Below are 18,275 nucleotides of genomic sequence, written 5' to 3' on the forward strand. Positions count from 1 at the left end.
CAGGACTGAGGTTGCGTCACAGATGGGCGAGAAGGACCGCCGGGTCGGCGAGCATCGACGCCACGAGCGTGAGGAACTGCGACGCCTGTCGTCCGTCCAGGACGCGATGGTCGAATGTCAGCGAGAGCGTCGCAACGTGCCGAATGGCGATCTGTCCGTCCCGGACCCAGGGCCGCTCGTTCACGCTGCCCAGACAAAGGATGGCAGCCTCGCCCGGATTGAGGAGTGCAACACCACCGTCGACACCGAACACCCCGACATTGGTGATCGTGACCGTACCGCCGGTGAGATGCTCGACGTCGGTTCGGCCGGCGCGGGCCGTCGACGTCAGTTCGGTGATGCGACGCGCAATTTCTCGTAGTGTCAGGTTGCCTGTGTCTTTGATGTTGGGAACGAGGAGTCCGCGGTCCGACGCCACCGCGATCCCGAGATTGACCTGTGGATGCACAACACTGCGTTCGGCCGCCTCATCCCACGTGGCATTGATACTCGGGTGCGACGCGATGGCGGTCACCAGGGACTTGGCGGCAAGAGTCAGCGGTGTGACCGAGCAGTTCTCGAAGTCTGCGGATGCGCGGAGTGTGTCGAGTAGTTCCATCGACGCGGTGACGTCGATCGTGACGAACACCGTGGCCTGGGGTGCGCGGGCGCTGCCGGTCATCGCCCGCGCCATCTCTCTGTGTTGCGCGGGTGCGGGCGGGACTCGCTTGCGCCGGCGGCTTGCCTGCGCCGTCTGCGGACCGTAGCCGACCAGGACCGGCGGAGCCGACACACTCGCACCAGCAGGGTCCGCACTCTCGATGCGAATGATCGGTGCCCCCACCGGCACCGCCTCGCCGGGTTCGGCAAGAAGTTCGGTGACAACTCCGGCGTACGGCGACGGAAGTTCGACTTGTGCCTTCGCGGTTTCGACGTCGGCAATCACCTGATCGATGCTGACGTGTTCGCCGACATCAACGTGCCACGACACCAATTCGGCGCTTGTGAGACCCTCGCCGAGATCGGGAAGTCGGAACTCCGCGGTAGTCATGCGGCCAGCATTTCATCGAGTGCGGCGAGGATTCGATCTGCGTCCGGAAGGTGGAACTGTTCGAGTTTGGCTGGGGGATAGGGGATGTCGAAACCCGTCACGCGGCGCACGGGCGCCTTGAGGTCGTAGAAGCATTCGTGCGCGGCATGTGCGGCGATTTCGGCGCCCATCCCGAGAAACATCGGTGCCTCGTGGACGATGACAAGCCGCCCGGTCCGTCGTACCGACTTCTCGAGAGTATCGAAGTCGATCGGGGAAAGTGACCGAAGATCGATCACTTCGAGGTGATTGCCTTCGTCCTCGGCGATGTCCGCCGCTTCCAAGGCTGTCGCCACCATAGATCCGTACGCGACAACAGTGGCATCGCTGCCGGGGCGCACTATCCGCGCACTGTGCAGTGGCAGTGGCGGTGCCGCGCTCAGATCCACCTCAGCCGAGTCCCAGTAGCGCCGCTTCGGTTCGAGGAATACGACCGGATCGTCGCACTCGACGGCTTGCCTGATCATGTGGAAACCGTCGGCCGGATTGCTCGGGTACACCACTCTCAGTCCCGCAGTGTGGGCGAAGTAGGCCTCCGGCGATTCCGAATGATGTTCTACGGCACCGATTCCGCCGCCGCTGGGAATGCGAATCGTGATGGGTGCGCGCACCCGTCCCTGGGTGCGGTAGTGGATCTTCGCGACTTGCGAGACGATCTGGTCGAAGGCCGGGTAGACAAATCCGTCGAATTGTATTTCGCACACCGGCCGGTAGCCGCGCAGCGCCAGGCCGAAAGCGGTTCCCACGATGCCGGATTCGGCGAGTGGCATGTCGATGACTCGGTTCTCGCCGAAATCCTTCTGCAGTGCATCGGTGACCCGGAAAACGCCGCCGAGACGGCCGACGTCCTCGCCGAGGATCACGACGTGGGGGTCACTCTCGAGTGCGCGTCGTAGTCCGGTGTTGAGGGCTGTCACCAGAGTGACGAGCGTCATGACACGACCTCCTGATTGTCGAAACTTGCCAGATACTCCTGGTGCTGCGCACGTTCGTGCTCGATCAACGGATGGGGGCCGGTGTAGACGTGATCGAACAATGCCGAGGGCGGCGGATCAGTGAAGCCGATTGTGTTGCGTCGCAGACCGGCAGCGACTTCGTCGGCAGCGACGGCAATCTCGGCGGCAACCTCGTCATCGAGGAGTCCACGAGAGGTAAGAAACAACCGCATCCGCTCGATCGGATCGCGGCGCCGCCACGGCGCCATATCGGTATCGGAGCGGTACCTCGAGGGATCGTCGGAGGTGGTGTGTGGGCCCATGCGGCAGGTAATCGCTTCGATGAACGTCGGGCCGCTTCCCTCACGGGCGTGGGCCAGAGCCTTTCGAGTGACTGCCAGGACAGCGAGTACGTCATTTCCGTCAACGCGATACGACGGAATGCCGTAGCCCTCGGCGCGGTGCGAGATCGGTGTGCGGGACTGCAGTGAGACCGGTTCGCTGATGGCCCACTGATTGTTCTGGCAGAAGAAGACAACTCCGGCGCGGAAGCTGGCGGCAAATCCCAGCGCTTCGGCAATATCGCCCTGGCTGGTGGCACCGTCACCAAAATAGGCGATGGTGGCGATTTCTGCGCCGTCGAGGTGAGCGCCCAGTGCGTATCCCGTTGCGTGAAGTCCCTGGGACCCGACGACGATCGCCGGGTTGGTCACATTGAATTGTTCTGGGTCCCAAGCGGAATGGGCGCACCCGCGCCACAGGACGGTCAGTGCGTGGGGCGGAACTCCGCGGCAGTAGGCGACGGCGTGCTCACGATAGGAGATGAATGCAAAATCGTCAGGCTCCAGCGCGCGCGCGGATCCGACCTGCGCAGCTTCCTGGCCCAAGAGCGGTGCCCATAAACCGATTTCGCCTTGGCGCTGAAGTGTTACCGCTGTGGTGTCGATTCGGCGACTGATCACGAGATCGCGGTACAGCGACAGGTAATCGTCTCGTTCCAGGTTGGCGATCAGACGGTCGTATTCCGGTCGGCACACCCGCGCGCCGTCCGGTTGAATGAGTTGGACTGGATAATCGAGGTTGCCGATCATCGTAAGTTCACCTCGGTTTCTGCTCATGCCCGACGCGCCTTGTGGGCGATTCGAGCAATCCCGATGTGATGTTCAGTTTTTTTTGTGATGCCCTACTTCCCAGCATCCCCTTCGGCGCAGAATCCGCAAGTACTTGCGGGTTTCGATGAGGGAGAGACCGTCACAGTTTCCGAACCGGTGGGTAACAAAGGTGTCGGAACCACCCGCCGCAGCGATTTCTACGGCTAGCATCGGTGCGGTGAACGCAGTCGGACTGAACGAAGATGCTGTTTCAGGGTGGATCGCCGAGTTGGGCGTCGGCGCCACCACGCCACTGACTTTCGAGAGGATCGGCAACGGTCAGTCCAACCTCACGTATGCCGTCACCGACGCCGGAGGTGCGCGGTGGGTGTTGCGCAGACCTCCGCTCGGCACCTTGTTGGCATCGGCACATGATGTAGTGCGTGAGCACCGAATCCTGTCGTCGCTGCAGGGGACGGCCGTCCCGGTGCCCAAGATCATCGGAATCACCGAGGATCCGGCTGTGACGGACGCGCCGCTGGTTCTCATGAGTTACGTCGACGGGGTTGTCATCGACGGGGTACCGGTAGCGCAGAAACTGACGGAAGAACAGCGGCGCAACGTCGGGTTGGCGTTGCCCAAGGCGCTCGCCACTATCCACGGCGTCGATCTCGAAGAGACCGGACTGGAAGATCTGGCCAGTCGTAAGCCGTTTGCGGAGCGGCAGCTCAAGAGATGGTCTGCGCAGTGGGAAAAGTCGAAGACCCGAGATGTCCCCGACGTGGAGCGACTCGCGGACATCCTGCACCGGAACATTCCCGAGCAGACCGAAGTCACCCTGGTTCACGGCGATTTCCACCTCAACAACATCATCACCGATCCGGCGCAAGGCCGAGTGCTGGCAGTGGTGGACTGGGAACTGTGCACGCTAGGTGATCCACTGGCGGATCTTGGTGCGCTACTGGCATATTGGCCCGAAGCGGGCGACAAGGTTGCCGGGCCGTTCATGGCGTCGACGCTCGAAGGTTTCCCCACTCGAGACGAACTGGTCGACGCCTATGTCGCTGCCACCGGCCGCGATGTGTCGGCCGTGGGCTACTGGCACGTGCTGGCGCTGTGGAGGTTGTCGATCATCGCCGAGGGAGTGCTGCGCCGCATCCTCGACGACCCACGCAACCGCGCCGAGCACGGCGGCCCGACCTCGACTCTGATCGACGGAATTGTTGCGCGCGCAGTCGAGACGGCCGAAAAGCTGGGATTGCACTAGACGGGACTGACCTCACTGGCGACAAGCGAACCGGCCGCGTCTTTGATGGCGGCCGGTATCGCGACCGGTGTGCGGGTGACTGCGTCGACGTAGACGTGGACAAACCGTCCCGTGGCAGCGGCGACCCATCTCCCCGCGGCGTCTTCGTGGAAGATCGCGAGCGCGTACACGATGCTCTTGGTGCCCAGCTTCTCGATCGAGATACCGACCTGCAACTGTTCGGGGAACGTGAGTTCACTGAGGTAGCGGCACGATGTCTCAGCCACAACTCCGATGGCCGGCAGCGTGCGGATGTCGACGCCGGTGGCGGACATGAGCCACGCGTTCACAGCAGTGTCGAAGTACGAGTAATAGGTCACGTTGTTGACGTGGCCGTAGTGGTCGTTGTCGTCCCAGCGGGTCGGGACCGGCCAGCGGACGGGAAACTGCTCGATCGAGATGACGGTATCTGCTGCGCTCACGATCTCGACCTTAGCGAGGTCAGTGGACCACTCGTCAGCACGGCCCGGACGATCAACCCGACGAGAAGCGCCCAGAAAGCCGATCCGATTCCGAGAACGCTGACGCCGGACGCGGCGATGAGGAACGTGACCACCGCACCTTCACGTTCGGTGGCGTCGCTGAGCGCAGCGGTCAACGACGCCGCCAAGGTTCCCATGAGAGCAAGCCCGGCAACGGTTTCCACTACACCGGCTGGTGCTGCGACAACCAGAGCCGCGACGGCGGCAGAGCCTGCGGCCAGCACCAGGTAGGCCCAACCGGCTGTGCTCGCCGCGATCCACCGCCGCTTCGGATCAGGGTGCGCCGTGGGCGCCGCCGCGAGAGCGGCGCTGATCGCCGCGAGGTTGATGGCGTGCCCGCCGGCGGGGGCCCCGAGAACGGTGCCGAGGCCGGTCACGATCATGGACGGTCGCCACGGAATGGTGTATCCGAACGATTTCATCACCGCCACACCGGGGATGTTCTGCGACGCCATCGTGACGATGTACAGCGGAATCGCAATGCCGACCATCGCCTGCCAAGACCAGGACGGCATGGTGAGATCGACGCGAGGAATCATCGCACCCACGTCGAGCGTGTTGTTGTCGGTGGTCGTCAAGCTGATGCAGATCATGACGGCTGCGGTCAGAAATGCCAGGGGAACGGCCCACCGCTTGGAGAACCGTTGTGCTGCAAGCCAGACGACGATGACCGGCGCCACCGCCAGGGGTGCGTCCCGGACCGCGAATATCGGTGCCAGGCAGAGGGGGAGGAGAACTCCGGCCAGCATTGCCTGTGCCAGCGGTGTCGGGATTGCCGCGATGATCTTGCCCAGCGTCGGCCACAGTCCCGTGAGAACAATGGCAATTCCGACCACGACAAACGCGCCGACGGCCGCCGGCCAACCACCGTGCACCGCGCCGGCCCCGGCCAGCAGCGCCGCACCCGGTGTCGACCAGGCCAGGGTGATCGGAATCTTGTACCGGCGGGAAAGCCACAGCATGCCCAGTGCTTGAGTCACACACAGAACCAACAGACCTGATGCGGCCTCGGTGGCGTCGGCGCCCACGGCACCGAGGCCGGTGAGCACCACCGCGAACGAACTGGTGAATCCCACGAGCGCTGTCACGATTCCCGCACTGATGGGCTGTGCGTTGCTCCGGGTGGCTTCCGGTTCGGTCGTAGGTGGGGAGTCCGACATGGTCAATGATTCTGCCCGACGCAGGAGCAGTGGACCTCAGCGATCCGGTCGGATGGGCGCTGTGACCGCTTTGCCGTAGATGAGGTGAGTCTGCGCGTGCCACACTTCCGGATGGGCGGCCAGGTGATCGATCAGCACTCTCTGCAGATGGGCGCTGTCCCGCACGGCGACGTGGAGAAAGAAGTCCTCGGGCCCCGAGACATTGAACAGTGCAAGCGTTTCCGGCAAGGCCAGCGCATCGGCGGTGAACCGGTCGACAAGATCACGGCGGTGTGGACGCAGTTGCACGGCGATGATCGCCTGCATCGACCGGCCAACGGCAGCTGGGTCGACAACGGCATGGATTCCGCTGATCGTTCCGTTTGCCCGCAAGCGGCGCACACGTTCGTGGCATGACGACGTCGCCAGACCCACACGGTCGGCCAGGACCTTGTTGGTGATCGACGCATCTTTCTGCAATTCGGCCAAAATCTTCCAGTCGACCGAATCCAGAGGTTCATTTTTTGTCATCCACCGGATTCTATCCGGAACTGTTTTGAACTACCCGGATCCAGTTGCACACTCCCTCTATGGAACGCATGTGCCGAATCCCCTCCGGTCTGAGGTAATTCAGATGAGTCTTACGCCGAGATGCCGATGAGTACCACTCAGTGGCTTGCTTTTGGCTCCCTACTTTCCATCGTCCTGTTCACGCCCGGCCCGGATTTTGTCCTGATCCTGCGGCATTCCCTGGCAGATCGTCGGACGGGCGCCGTGGTCGCAGCGGGCGTCATCACGGGTTTGGTTGTCCATACGGCCGCAGCGTCGCTCGGCTTGTCGGCTCTGGTCGCGACTCGACCGCAATTACTCTCGGCTCTCACCTATGCCGGCGCGGCGTATCTGACCTGGTTGGGTATCTCCGCAATTCGTAGTGCATTCAAAGCTCGAGGTGTCGGCGACACGATAGTGGCCACGTCGGAACCGATCGCGCCGCTGCGGGCGTACCGTTACGGGTTCCTGTCCAACCTCCTGAACCCGAAGGCCCTGCTGTTTTTTTCTCGGCCTGCTTCCACAGTTTGTCGAACCGGGCCAGGGCGCCGGCGTGCGAACCCTGACGTTGGCGGGCGCCACGGTGATTGCGGCTGCGTTGTGGTGGGCACTGGTGGTTGTACTCGCGGCCGGCGCCGGGCGCAGGTTGAGGCGACCTGGCGTCGGAAAGCGCATCGACGTGGTGAGCGGAGTCCTACTTGTCGGGCTTGGCGCCTTCTTCGGTATTGCTTGAGACGATCGTGCAAGTATGAAAGACATGACTGCACCCGTTCTTGTCGACGTCACCGAACTGGCTTCACTGATCGAGGCCGGCACCGCGCCGGTCCTGCTCGATGTTCGGTGGGCGCTGGGTGATCCCCACGGCGCCGAGCACTTCCAGTCGGGTCATATAGCCGGAGCGGTATTCGTGGATCTCGACACCGAGCTGGCCGCTCCGGCGTCGAAGGAATTGGGACGCCACCCCTTGCCCGCCATCGAGGACCTGCAGGTCGCGGCACGTAGATGGGGGATTAACGACGGAGATTCGGTGGTCCTGTACGACGCAACGGGGAACACCGCCGCGGCGCGCGGGTGGTGGCTGTTGCGATGGGCCGGGATCGCTGATGTCCGTCTGCTCGACGGTGGGCTGCAGGCCTGGGAAGCGGCCGATTTCCCGGTTGCCGTCGGCGGGGGTGCAGCAATCACCGAGGGCAACGTGACGCTCGACGCCGGACATATGCCGGTTCTCGACATCGACGAGGCGGCCGGGTGGTCGGCGAGCGGTGGTGTCCTTCTCGACGCGCGAGCCGGTGAGCGGTACCGAGGCGAGGTCGAACCGATTGACCCAGTGGCCGGGCACATTCCGGGTGCGGTGAGTGCGCCGACCGGTGAGAACATCGATGGCAATGGAAAATTTGCCAGCACCGTAGCGTTGCGTGAGCGGTTCTCCGCAGCGGGTGACGGGGTCCGCTTTGCCGTGTACTGCGGATCGGGAGTGACTGCGGCGCATCAGATTGCGGCTTTGGCTATAGCGGGCTACGACGCGGCCCTGTTCCCCGGTTCGTGGTCACAATGGTCCAACGACAGCTCGCGCTCTGTAGCCACTGGAGCGTAGTTCTCAGCTGTTGTCGCGTTTGATCAGTGCGGGGACGACGAACCAGAGCGTGGTGAACATGACCGCGGCGCAGGCGGCCAGAATCTTTGCGCCGACACCACCCATCGCTATCTCGGCGATCAGGAGCACGGTGCCGGTCATGGATGCGGCGAGAAAACCGGTGCCGCACAAGGCAAATCGGTTGGAGATCGTCAAGATGCGCTCACGGTATCCGCCGCGAAAGAGGACTCGATGCCATACGGCTGGTGCCATCAGGAGGCCGAAGGAAATGGCGACCAGCATGACGGTCACCAGGTGAATGGTCTTGATGTAGACCGAAGACTCCTCGTAGCGCTCGGTGAAGGCCACGGCGAGCAGAAACGCGAACAGGATCTGTACGCCGGAGAGAGCGACTCGTAGTTCTTGTAGCAGCTCGTTGAAGTTCCGAGCGAGTTGCACGGGAGGGCTCTCCCCGGTGTCGTTCATAGTGCCGAGTTTGTCACGCCCGCGAGTATTCCGAGGCGCGTTGGATCTGTTCGGCGCTGGGGCGCACCCCGGTGTACAGGGCGAACTGTTCGGCAGCTTGGAGCGCGATTACCGAGGCGCCAGTGATCACCGTCTTACCGAGTTGTTCTGCCAGGACGATCAGGGGAGTGTTCGCGGGCATGGCCACCACGTCGAAAACGACCTCCGCGCCGCGTACCGCGACGTCCGGGAACGACAGCGCATCTGCTTCGGGGCCACCGGCCATCCCGATCGGAGTGGCGTTGATCAGAACGCCGGGGCGCAGATCGTGGAGGTCTTCCCGCCACTGGAATCCGTACTGCGTGGCAAGTGCGTCACCGGCCGCTTTGTTGCGTGCCACCACCGTGACGTCGCTGAAACCGGTGTCGCGAACCGCCGCGACGACGGCTTTGGCCATGCCGCCACTGCCGGCGACCGCGACCGAGAGCGACGTGTCGACCTTGTTCTCGCGCAACAGGTTTGCCACAGCCTGGTAGTCGGTATTGTAGGCGTGCAGGACACCGTCCTCGTTGACGATGGTGTTGACGGAGTCGATTGCGGATGCGCTGTCGTGCATGACGTCGACGTGAGCGATCACCTGCTCCTTGAACGGCATCGACACTCCGCAACCGCGGATGCCGAGTGCGCGGATACCTGCAACCGCTGCGGGAATGTCAGTGGTGGTGAATGCCTTGTAGACGAAGTTGAGGCCCAATTCCTCGTACAGATAGTTGTGGAATCTGGTGCCGATGTTGCTCGGTCGTCCGGATAGCGACATGCACAGCAGCGTGTCCTTGTTGAGGTCGACAGTCATGGCGTCAACTCTAATCCGGGCTACCGTGAACTTCAGGGCAGTGATGAGACCCATCCATGCAGGAATCTGCTCCGAATACGAGGTAACCGATCCCACGCACCACTCGTACCGAGCAGAACCGAGACGCACATGGTCACTGACAGCATCGAGGAACACCCGGCCGCGCAACCGCGGCCGCGTCGCAGGTTGGCGGCCCGGGCCATCTCCGGCGTACTTGCCGTAGCGGTTGTTCTGGGGGTAGGCCAACTGGTCGCACTGCTGATCAATCCGGACTCCTCGCCGTTCTATGCAGTCGGTTCGACCACCGTGGACCGAACGCCGGCGTGGGCACGCGAGTTCGCTATCGAAACCTTCGGGACCAACGACAAACCCGCGCTCTTCATCGGAATGTCGATCCTGATCGCGCTGCTCGGCGCACTGGCCGGAGTACTCGAGCGTCGCCGACGCCCGGTGGGCAGTGCGATCCTGATTGCCCTCGGACTGGTGGGTGTCTATGCGGCCTTGAACCGTCCGACGGCTGACGCGATGTACGCGTTCCCCACAATCGTGGGTGTTGCTGCCGGTGTCGTCACGCTGAGGTTGCTGATCGGGCAACTCGACGTGGCGCCCTCGCCCGGTGTTCCCGACACATGGCTGCCGCGTCGACAGTTTCTGATGCTGGCCGGGGTTGCAGTTGCCGTCGCAGCGGCGGCCGGTGCTGCCGGAAAGTTCGTGGGGCAGCGCATCGCCGGGGCTTCCGCGAACCGTGCGGACTTCGTCGTACCGACTGCTGCCTCGGCGGCACCACCGATTCCGGCCGCCGCGAACATCGGGGTTGCCGGTGCGTCGACGTACATCACTCCCAACGACGATTTCTATCGGATCGACACGGCGCTTCTTGTCCCGCAGCTCACGACGGACTCGTGGGAACTGCGCATCCACGGCATGGTGGACCGCGAGATGACCTTGTCCTTCGACGATTTGGTCGCCCGGACACCGATCGAACGTGTCATCACCCTGACGTGCGTGTCCAATGAGGTGGGCGGCAACCTCGCGGGCAACGCCACCTGGATCGGCTACCCGATGAAAGACATCCTCGAGGAAGTGGGCGTGCACCCGGACGCGGACATGCTGCTCTCGACCAGCGTCGACGGATTCACTGTCGGCACACCGGTTCAAGTGGTGACCGACGGCCGCGACGCCATTCTGGCCGTCGCGATGAACGGGGAGCCGCTGCCGTTCGAACACGGATATCCGGTCCGTCAGGTTGTGCCCGGCCTGTACGGTTTTGTCTCCGCGACAAAGTGGGTCACGGAATGGGAACTGACCAGGTTCGATCAAGCGGATGCCTATTGGACGCAACGCGGATGGGGCGCGCAGGCGCCGATCAAAACGGCGTCGCGGATCGAAGTGCCTGCGTCCTTGGCACCCGTGAATGCCGGTCGGATTCAGATGGCGGGAACAGCGTGGGCTCAGCATCGCGGTATCAAAGCGGTGGAGGTTCGCGTCGACAACGGGCCGTGGCAAGCCGCAACCCTCGCGCAGGAGTATTCGATCGACACATGGCGTCAGTGGTCGTGGATGTGGGACGCGGCGCCGGGGTTGCACACCGTGCAGGTCAGGGCTATCGATCTGGATGGAAACGTTCAGGTAGAGGAACGGACTCCGCCCATCCCCGGCGGTGCAACGGGCTGGCACACAAGGTCTTTCACGGTGAAATAGGTCAGCAGCGCGCTTCTTCGAGTTCGCGAAGTGTTGTGTGGTCGTCTCGGCTGATCGGTAGTCCGTACTTCACCGCCACGGCGAGGTACTTCCAGGCGTAATAGCAGTGGTACGCAGGATTGGGTGGGAGCCACTGCCCGGGAGTGCTGTCACCTTTCGACTGATTGTCACTTCCCTTGACTGCCAGCAGGTTCAATTCCGTGTCGTTGGCGAACCGCATGCGTAGATCCATCGGCCACGCACTTGCACCGAAATCCCAAGCAGCGGCCAGGGGATAGACGTGGTCGATCTGGACTTCACTTGCCTGGCTGCGATCGAACACGATTCGATCACCGGAGTACGGATCGGTCATCACGCCGGACAGTACGACGCAATCGCGGGTTCCGGGCTTGAACGTTGTTTCCGAAAGGTCCTCAGCCAGAACGTTGTTACGGGTGTCGCAGCCGTCGTGGCCCATCGGCGCGTCCTGATCGTCGGACCACGCGGGACCGAAGACACACGCCTGTCCACTCTTGCAGCCGCGCTGATATCCGCCGGGGTGTGGGCGCTGATCGACGACGGCCACCCGGTTGAGCAAATCCTCGAGTTGGGTGGCGGTGGGGCTGCCCGGTGCGGAACTCTCATTGCCGATCCATCCGCAGGAGGTGAGTACGCACGCGAGGATCGTGGACACTATCGCCCACGTTGCCCTGCGTCCCACCGCCACCCCTCTCACTTGATCGAGATTCAATCACCAGGTTCCGACAGATCGGCTTCGGAGGCGTGGTCGAACTCGATTACCACTTTGCCCGCGCTGTGCCCACTCTCCACAGCAGCAAGGGCTGAGCCGGACCGCTCGAAGGGAAAGCGCTGCCGGACGGCCGGGTCGAGGGAGCCGCCGGCCACCAACTCCGCGACCGCCGTGAACACCGCGGTGGTGCGCCGACGCTCGACTCCGCTGCCGCCGAGTTCGGTAGCAGCGACGGGATCGGCGATGCTGATGAGCGGGGCGCCCGGACGCCGCAATGAGGCAGCCCTCTGGAGGGTCTCCCCGCCGACCAGGTCGAAGACGCCGTTGACCCCGCTGGGCGCGAGGGCGGCCACGGCGTCTGCCCACAGATCACCCGAGTCCACCCACAGCGATCCGGTTGCCTCGACGGCGTCATGCTTGGCTGCGCTGGCCACGCCGAGCACAGTGATGCCGCGGGCCCGGGCCAAGGCGAGGGTGCTGGTCCCGACTCCGCCGCCCGCGCCGAGCACCAGCAGCGTGGCGCCGGTATCCGTAGCACTGGTATCGAGGCCTAGATCATGAAGGGCGTCGTACGCGGTTCCGCAGGCAACGGGTATCACGGCGGCGTCGGCCCAGGACACCGCGGCCGGTTTGTGTGCGGCCTGGGAGGCATTGAGGACGGTCGTCTCGGTGTACCCGCCGAATCCTGTTGCGGTGGAGCCGAACACCTCGTCGCCGACCTCGAACTCGGTGACCCGTGGTCCCACGCTGGTGACGACACCCGACACCTCGCGGCCGAGCACTGCCGGCAGTGTCACCGGCACGGTGTCCTTACGGGTTCCCGCCCGGACCTTCCAGTCCGCCGGATTGACGCCGGCGGCGCGGACGGACACCACGATCTGCCCGGCGCCCGGTGGCGGCAGGGAAAGGTCGAAGAACGATTGGGTCTGCGGACCGCCGTACTCGGTGAAACCGTATGCCAGGACCATGACAACAGCCTATGTCGGTAGCACCTGATTGGATGGTCGGATGCTGCATGGACTCTGGTCACCGGGATCGGGGCTCAAACTGTGGGTAGACGGACACGAGGGCGCCGGGGTCGACGATCCCCGCGACCCGGTCAGTGCTGTCCTGCACCGAAAGTTCCGCCATCGAGTGAGTATCGCGATGCCATCCGTACCGGGCGGCCCGCTGCAGAGTGAGTACGCGGCGGTGGCGCTGGCACCGGGTGACGCTGTTGACCTGCTGCTTCGGATCAAACCTGCGGACAGTCGGGTTGCCGCAGACCTGCACTATCTTGTCCACGTTGTTCGCGGGATCGAGCGTTGGGTACGGGCTGGTCGGGTTGTTCCCGAACTGGGCCGGGCGGAGGGTAGTTGGTGGCCGCGCTGGCGGCTGCTGATCGACGAGCGTCAGCGCGCGTGGCTGGGTGAGTTGGTTGTTGCGATGCCCCCGGTGCAGCGCGCAGTGGGATCACCTCGCGCCGTTTTGGACGACGTTGTTCACGAACTGACCGATTCGGTTGTTCGCCGAGTGCTGGGCGAGTCCGTCGACACTCCAACGACCGGGCTGTGGGCGGCATTGGTGCGCGGCGACGCGTTCGACAATGCGGAATTGCGAGTTGCGTCGTCTCTGACGGAATGGCGCGGCACTCTCACCGCAGACGAGCCCGACTTGGTTCTGCGGTTGATCGAACCGGAACTGAGCGAGGACGCCGATATCGACGCGGAAGCGCTCTGGCGGCTGCAAGTGTGTCTTCGCGCGGAAGGTGAAGCCCCCGAACGGATCAGGCTGCACCGTGCCGATGCGGCGCGTCTGCAAGTCGGCAGCCGGAAACTCGAGGAAGCCATCGCGGCCTACCCGCGCTTTCGGGATGTGCCGCGCGACGACGACAGTTTGGACCTCCTACTGCCGACAGCTGTGGTGATGGATCTGGTCGGTCACGGCGCTATCGCGTTGCAGGAGAAGGGGATCACACTCCTGCTACCTCGGGCCTGGAGCGTCGTGTCGCCGTCGTTGCGCGTGAAAGTCACCTCGGCGTCCTCGCCGATCGTTGCCGAGAATCGTACGGTCGGCCTGGATCAGTTGGTGGAATACGACTGGGAGTTGGCGCTCGGAGACAAAGTGCTCACGCCGGAAGAAATGGCGCGCCTGGTCGACGCGAAGTCGGATCTTGTTCGCTTGCGCGGTGAGTGGGTCCAAGCTGACCGGGAGGTGCTTGCCCGCGCCGCTCGTTTTGTCGGCGAGCGCCATGCGAGTGGCGACCGGGCCATCATCGAATTGATCAAGGACCTGATCGCCGACGACCTCAAAGACCTTCCCGTCGAAGAGGTGACGGCAACGGGGTGGGCGTCGGCGCTGCTCAACAATTCGGTGGAACCGGCGGAGGTTCCGGTTCCGGCAGAAGTCAATGCGGTACTGCGGCCCTATCAGCGGCGGGGACTCAACTGGTTGGCGTACATGAGCGCTCTCGGGTTGGGTGCGGTGTTGGCGGACGACATGGGGTTGGGAAAGACGCTTCAGCTGTTGGCGTTGCTTGCGCACGAGAAGTCCACGACACCAACACTGTTGGTGTGCCCGATGTCGGTGGTCGGCAACTGGCAACGCGAGACGGCGCGGTTTGTTCCGAGCCTGCGGGTGTACGTCCATCACGGTTCCGATCGCGCAACGGGTGCGGCGCTCGAGGCCGCAGTACGCAGCAACGATCTGGTGATCACGACCTACGCGTTGATGACGCGTGACGTCGCTGCCCTGAAGGATCTCGATTGGCGACGTGTTGTGCTCGACGAGGCGCAGCACATCAAAAATGCCAAGACATCGCAGGCGCGCGCCGCTCGCAGCATTCCTGCGGCACATCGGGTCGCACTGACCGGAACTCCGGTGGAAAACCGGTTGGACGAGCTGCGATCCATCCTCGACTTTGCCAACCGTGGTGTGCTCGGTTCGGAACAGATGTTCCGCAAGCGCTTTGTCGTGCCGATCGAACGAGAGAAGGACGAACTTGCCGTCTCGCGACTGCGCGCCGTGACGTCGCCGTTTGTCCTGCGGCGAGTAAAGACCGATCCCGCTGTCATTTCCGATCTTCCGGAAAAACTCGAGATGACGGTCCGCGCAAATCTCAGCGAGGAGCAAGCAGCCCTCTATCGCGCAGTAGTCGACGACATGATGGCCCAGATCAAGGGTACGGAAGGCATGAAGCGAAAAGGCGCAGTACTTTCCGCTCTCACCAAACTCAAGCAGGTCTGTAACCATCCGGCGCATTTTCTTCGCGACGGATCTGCGGTGATGCGCCGCGGTCAGCATCGTTCCGGCAAACTCGGATTGATCGAAGACATCGTCGAATCGGTGACTGCGGAAGACGAGAAAGTGTTGCTGTTCACGCAGTTCCGTGAGTTCGGGGAACTGGTGTTGCCCTACCTGTCCGAGCGGTTCAGCACGGGGGTCCCGTTCCTGCACGGCGGTGTGTCGAAAGCCGGCCGTGACACGATGGTCGAGGAATTCCAGAGCGTCGGCGGACCGCCGATCATGGTGCTCTCGCTCAAAGCCGGCGGGACGGGACTGAATCTGACCGCCGCGAATCACGTTGTACACATGGATCGGTGGTGGAATCCCGCGGTCGAGAATCAGGCCACCGACCGCGTGTTCCGCATCGGTCAGCATCGGAACGTCCAGGTCCGCAAAATGGTCTGTGTCGGGACATTGGAAGAACGGATCGACACGATGATCGACACGAAGAGCGAATTGGCCGAGCTGGCCGTCGGAACAGGGGAGAACTGGGTGACGGAGATGAGCGTCGAACAGCTCGGTGAATTGCTCCGACTCGGCGACGACGCGGTAGGCGAATGAGTCCGCGTCGCGGAGGTCCCGATTTCAGTGAATACACGGGCGCGCGTAAGCGAGCGGCGCCGATCAAGTCTCGCCCCGCTTTCGGTCGGACGTTCTGGGGCAAGGCATTTGTCCGGGTCATCGAGCAGATCGGTGACAAGGGCCGGGTCTCGCGAGGTCGAACTTTTGCTCGCACAGGCAAGGTCTTGCCGCTTGATATTCGGCCGGGACGTGTGACCGGTGAGGCGTGGGGGACGCAGCTCGAACCGTTCACCGCCACTGTCTCGATCAGCACTCTCGACAACACCGATATCGACGACATCATCACCAAACTCCGCCGGGTCCCAGGCTCATTGGCCTCGCTGGTCTCCGGGGTGGTTCCGGACATGCTCGCCGCGCAACTCCTGCCGGACGGGCCGAGCGCCTTCCAATTCGACTGCACCTGTCCCGACGACGGATGGCCGTGTAAACATGCTGCGGCCGTGGCCTTCCTGACTGCCGAGCGGATCGATACCGATCCGCTGCAACTTCTGATCCTGCGCGGGGTCGATCTCGGCGATCTGATCGGGGGAGTGGAAGACGAGACCACGATCGAGGTCGACGGAGAAAGCTGGTTCGGGGACTCGTCCCTTCTGCCAGGATTGCCGCGAGTCGAATTCCGGGCTGCGATAGACGATCTGGATGTCAACGCGTTGCGGGCCTCGGTAGCTGCGCTGGGATTGGATGTGGCACAGCAAAACGTCGCGCTGTCGGAACTGCGGGCAATTTACCGGCAATTGGACTCCTGAGCCCAACCACTAGGATCCCGCTGGCTGTTCCAGTATCGTGAAGTGGACAGGTCCGGTAGGGACCTGTTGACGATAGATTCTTTCACTTCACGAAAGGGGCAGCCGCCGTGATGCCCGTACATCTGCGCGACAGCGCAATACCCAAACACGAGCAACTGCGAAACATTCTGCTGCACAAGTGCACCCGTGAGTTGCAGCCGGGCGACCTGATGACCAGTGAACGCAACCTGATGCAGGATTACGGCGTCAGCCGAATCACGGTTCGTGAGGCCATCGGTCAACTCGTCAACGACGGCTATCTTGTGCGCGTGCGTGGTAAGGGAACATTTGTCGCTCACCGCCAGGTTCAATCCAAACTGCACCTGGCGTCGTTCACCGAGGAAATGCGAGCCCAGGGGCACGTTCCTACCACTGTGGTCCTCGTCAACGAGGAAGACACGGTGCCCGATGCCACGGCGTCGGCGCTCGGAATGGAGCCGGGATCGTTGGGCTACCACGTCAAACGCCTGCGCTTGGCGGACGGCGAACCGGTGAGCGTCGACGACGGTTGGTACAACCCGAAGCAGTTGCCCGGGCTCACCGACCTCGACCTGACCGGGTCGATCTACCGTGCGACGGCCGACAAGTACGACAAGCCGATCGACCGCGCGGAGCAGACCGTCAGCGCCGACGGCGCAACCATCGAGATCGCCACTCTGCTCGGGACCAAGAAGGGTGCACCGGTCCTGTACTTCGATCGAGTGTCCTTCAGCGAGGGCGCGCCGATCGAGCACACGTGCAGCTGGTACCGCTCCGACCGTTATCAACTGCAGATGGAAGTGCAGGGAAACGAACGGGCGGGCACACGCGCCTGATCACAACCCGAACAGCAGGCGGGCGCATCCTCTTTCGAGGGTGCGCCCGCCTCGCTCGTATTCAGGCAGACCAGTCGAACAAGATATCGCCGGTCTTCACTTCGTCTCCCACAGAAGGGGATTCGACGGTATCGGGTTTGGAGTCCATGACCACAACCGGGCAGATTGCCGAGTAGCCGGTGGTGTCGATGAACGCCGGGTCGAAGCTGACGACAGGGTCGCCGGCCGCGACGGTGTCACCCTCGGACGCGATGAGCGTGAAGCCCTTGCCTTCGAGTTTGACGGTATCGATTCCGATGTGAACCAGTACGCCGGTTGCCTTCTCGCCGAAGATGACAAATGCGTGGGGATGGAGTTTGAGGATCTTCCCGGCAATGGGTGCGACAACGGTGAGGTGGCCCTGGTCGCGGGCTGGTTCGAGGGCTACCCCTGATCCGACCATCTGCTGGGCAAAAACCGGGTCCGGAACGTCGGCAAGTGCAAACACACGGCCGGGAAGCGGAGCGAGGACGGAGACGGTCACAGGATGTCTCCGATGTCCTCGGCGAGGATGTCGGCCTCGGGTCCGACGATCACCTGGACGACGGAGCCGGCCTTGAGCACGCCATGCGCGCCGGCGGCCTTGAGAGCGGCTTCGTCGACCTTGGCGCCGTCCTTGACCTCGGTGCGCAGGCGGGTGATGCACGCTTCGATTTCGACGATGTTCCCGGCGCCGCCGAGGCCTTTGATGATTGCTTCCGCTTTCGACATTGCTGCTCCTGTGTGTGGTCGTAATTGCGTCGGTTGTTGTCGCTGGTGAAGCACTCTGGCTGATAGCGGGACGTGAGTCAACACGTAACTTAAATCACATTCCGGTCTTGACATCTGCGCTTCATCAGGCAAAACTACAACTGGTTATGACCGGACAGTACCCGTTAGCGGTGCAACGCCACAACA

At 63.1% G+C, this 18,275-nt stretch carries 19 protein-coding genes and 1 pseudogene; 8 read left to right on the forward strand and 12 right to left on the reverse strand.

Going from position 1 to position 18,275, the window contains the following annotated elements; translation table 11 throughout:
- Positions 1-16 precede the first annotated feature (16 nt).
- The 3 genes from V2B23_RS26445 to V2B23_RS26455 are packed head-to-tail and all read right to left on the reverse strand — an operon-like array spanning position 17 to position 3,095.
- Complete coding sequence (locus V2B23_RS26445) at positions 17-1,030, reverse strand: dihydrolipoamide acetyltransferase family protein (protein ID WP_430953019.1); 1,014 nt, start codon at positions 1,028-1,030, stop codon at positions 17-19.
- Positions 1,027-2,004: an alpha-ketoacid dehydrogenase subunit beta gene (locus V2B23_RS26450; protein ID WP_430953020.1), complete on the reverse strand. Its 978-nt coding sequence runs from the start codon at positions 2,002-2,004 to the stop codon at positions 1,027-1,029. Before V2B23_RS26450 ends, V2B23_RS26445 begins: the two co-directional genes overlap by 4 nt.
- On the reverse strand, positions 2,001-3,095 hold the full coding sequence (locus V2B23_RS26455; protein ID WP_430953084.1) for a thiamine pyrophosphate-dependent dehydrogenase E1 component subunit alpha: 1,095 nt from the start codon (positions 3,093-3,095) through the stop codon (positions 2,001-2,003). Before V2B23_RS26455 ends, V2B23_RS26450 begins: the two co-directional genes overlap by 4 nt.
- A 238-nt stretch (positions 3,096-3,333) precedes the next feature.
- On the opposite strand from V2B23_RS26455, the gene V2B23_RS26460 reads away from it, so the two are divergent.
- A complete protein-coding gene (locus V2B23_RS26460) occupies positions 3,334-4,362 on the forward strand; it encodes a phosphotransferase family protein (protein WP_430953021.1) in 1,029 nt (342 codons plus the stop codon).
- Here V2B23_RS26460 and V2B23_RS26465 read toward each other — a convergent pair.
- Genes V2B23_RS26465 through V2B23_RS26475 form a run of 3 tightly spaced genes read right to left on the reverse strand, consistent with a single transcriptional unit; the run spans position 4,359 to position 6,553 of the window.
- Positions 4,359-4,823, reverse strand: a complete 465-nt coding sequence (locus V2B23_RS26465; protein ID WP_430953022.1) for an acyl-CoA thioesterase — start codon at positions 4,821-4,823, stop codon at positions 4,359-4,361. The two genes, V2B23_RS26460 and V2B23_RS26465, sit on opposite strands and share 4 nt — an antisense overlap.
- On the reverse strand, positions 4,820-6,043 hold the full coding sequence (locus V2B23_RS26470; protein ID WP_430953023.1) for a benzoate/H(+) symporter BenE family transporter: 1,224 nt from the start codon (positions 6,041-6,043) through the stop codon (positions 4,820-4,822). The genes V2B23_RS26465 and V2B23_RS26470 overlap by 4 nt, the downstream gene beginning before the upstream one ends.
- 36 nt (positions 6,044-6,079) lie before the next feature.
- Positions 6,080-6,553: an Lrp/AsnC family transcriptional regulator gene (locus tag V2B23_RS26475; protein ID WP_045071385.1), complete on the reverse strand. Its 474-nt coding sequence runs from the start codon at positions 6,551-6,553 to the stop codon at positions 6,080-6,082.
- 126 nt (positions 6,554-6,679) lie between these two features.
- On the opposite strand from V2B23_RS26475, the pseudogene V2B23_RS26480 reads away from it, so the two are divergent.
- From V2B23_RS26480 to V2B23_RS26490, 3 genes and pseudogenes are all read left to right on the forward strand, one after another.
- Positions 6,680-7,009: pseudogene (locus V2B23_RS26480) on the forward strand (LysE family translocator); the annotation flags it as partial.
- Positions 7,010-7,124: 115 nt separating this feature from the next.
- Positions 7,125-7,304: a hypothetical protein gene (locus tag V2B23_RS26485; protein WP_430953024.1), complete on the forward strand. Its 180-nt coding sequence runs from the start codon at positions 7,125-7,127 to the stop codon at positions 7,302-7,304.
- 24 nt (positions 7,305-7,328) lie between these two features.
- Positions 7,329-8,165, forward strand: a complete 837-nt coding sequence (locus V2B23_RS26490; protein WP_430953025.1) for a sulfurtransferase — start codon at positions 7,329-7,331, stop codon at positions 8,163-8,165.
- 3 nt (positions 8,166-8,168) lie between these two features.
- On the opposite strand, the gene V2B23_RS26495 is transcribed toward V2B23_RS26490, so the two are convergent.
- Both V2B23_RS26495 and V2B23_RS26500 read right to left on the reverse strand, forming a co-directional pair.
- On the reverse strand, positions 8,169-8,630 hold the full coding sequence (locus V2B23_RS26495; protein ID WP_430953026.1) for a DUF6328 family protein: 462 nt from the start codon (positions 8,628-8,630) through the stop codon (positions 8,169-8,171).
- A 13-nt stretch (positions 8,631-8,643) separates the two neighbouring features.
- Positions 8,644-9,462 carry a shikimate 5-dehydrogenase gene (locus V2B23_RS26500; protein WP_430953027.1) on the reverse strand — a complete coding sequence of 273 codons (819 nt, stop codon included), beginning with the start codon at positions 9,460-9,462 and terminating at the stop codon, positions 8,644-8,646.
- A 129-nt stretch (positions 9,463-9,591) separates the two neighbouring features.
- On the opposite strand from V2B23_RS26500, the gene V2B23_RS26505 reads away from it, so the two are divergent.
- Positions 9,592-11,163, forward strand: coding sequence for a molybdopterin-dependent oxidoreductase (locus V2B23_RS26505; RefSeq protein WP_430953028.1), 1,572 nt, complete (start codon positions 9,592-9,594; stop codon positions 11,161-11,163).
- 1 nt (position 11,164) lies between these two features.
- Here V2B23_RS26505 and V2B23_RS26510 read toward each other — a convergent pair whose 3' ends face one another.
- Together V2B23_RS26510 and V2B23_RS26515 are read right to left on the reverse strand one after the other, a co-directional pair.
- Positions 11,165-11,863, reverse strand: a complete 699-nt coding sequence (locus V2B23_RS26510) for an HNH endonuclease family protein (RefSeq protein WP_430953029.1) — start codon at positions 11,861-11,863, stop codon at positions 11,165-11,167.
- Positions 11,864-11,889: 26 nt separating this feature from the next.
- Positions 11,890-12,861, reverse strand: a complete 972-nt coding sequence (locus V2B23_RS26515; protein WP_430953030.1) for an NADP-dependent oxidoreductase — start codon at positions 12,859-12,861, stop codon at positions 11,890-11,892.
- A 40-nt stretch (positions 12,862-12,901) separates the two neighbouring features.
- Here V2B23_RS26515 and V2B23_RS26520 point away from each other — a divergent pair, with 40 nt between their 5' ends.
- The 3 genes from V2B23_RS26520 to V2B23_RS26530 all read left to right on the forward strand — a co-directional run bounded on the left by V2B23_RS26520 (position 12,902) and on the right by V2B23_RS26530 (position 17,339).
- Complete coding sequence (locus tag V2B23_RS26520; RefSeq protein WP_430953031.1) at positions 12,902-15,718, forward strand: DEAD/DEAH box helicase; 2,817 nt, start codon at positions 12,902-12,904, stop codon at positions 15,716-15,718.
- Positions 15,715-16,485, forward strand: coding sequence for an SWIM zinc finger family protein (locus V2B23_RS26525; RefSeq protein ID WP_430953032.1), 771 nt, complete (start codon positions 15,715-15,717; stop codon positions 16,483-16,485). The genes V2B23_RS26520 and V2B23_RS26525 overlap by 4 nt, the downstream gene beginning before the upstream one ends.
- A gap of 107 nt (positions 16,486-16,592) precedes the next feature.
- Positions 16,593-17,339, forward strand: coding sequence for a GntR family transcriptional regulator (locus V2B23_RS26530; protein ID WP_430953033.1), 747 nt, complete (start codon positions 16,593-16,595; stop codon positions 17,337-17,339).
- Between the two features lie 61 nt (positions 17,340-17,400).
- On the opposite strand, the gene V2B23_RS26535 is transcribed toward V2B23_RS26530, so the two are convergent.
- Both V2B23_RS26535 and V2B23_RS26540 read right to left on the reverse strand, forming a co-directional pair.
- Positions 17,401-17,862, reverse strand: a complete 462-nt coding sequence (locus tag V2B23_RS26535; RefSeq protein ID WP_430953034.1) for a PTS sugar transporter subunit IIA — start codon at positions 17,860-17,862, stop codon at positions 17,401-17,403.
- A complete protein-coding gene (locus tag V2B23_RS26540; RefSeq protein ID WP_430953035.1) occupies positions 17,859-18,203 on the reverse strand; it encodes a glucose PTS transporter subunit EIIB in 345 nt (114 codons plus the stop codon). The genes V2B23_RS26535 and V2B23_RS26540 overlap by 4 nt, the downstream gene beginning before the upstream one ends.
- Positions 18,204-18,275: the final 72 nt, after the last annotated feature.

It is taken from the genome of Rhodococcus sp. 24CO (assembly GCF_050586165.1).
In the GTDB taxonomy this organism is placed as follows: Bacteria; Actinomycetota; Actinomycetes; order Mycobacteriales; family Mycobacteriaceae; genus Rhodococcus_F.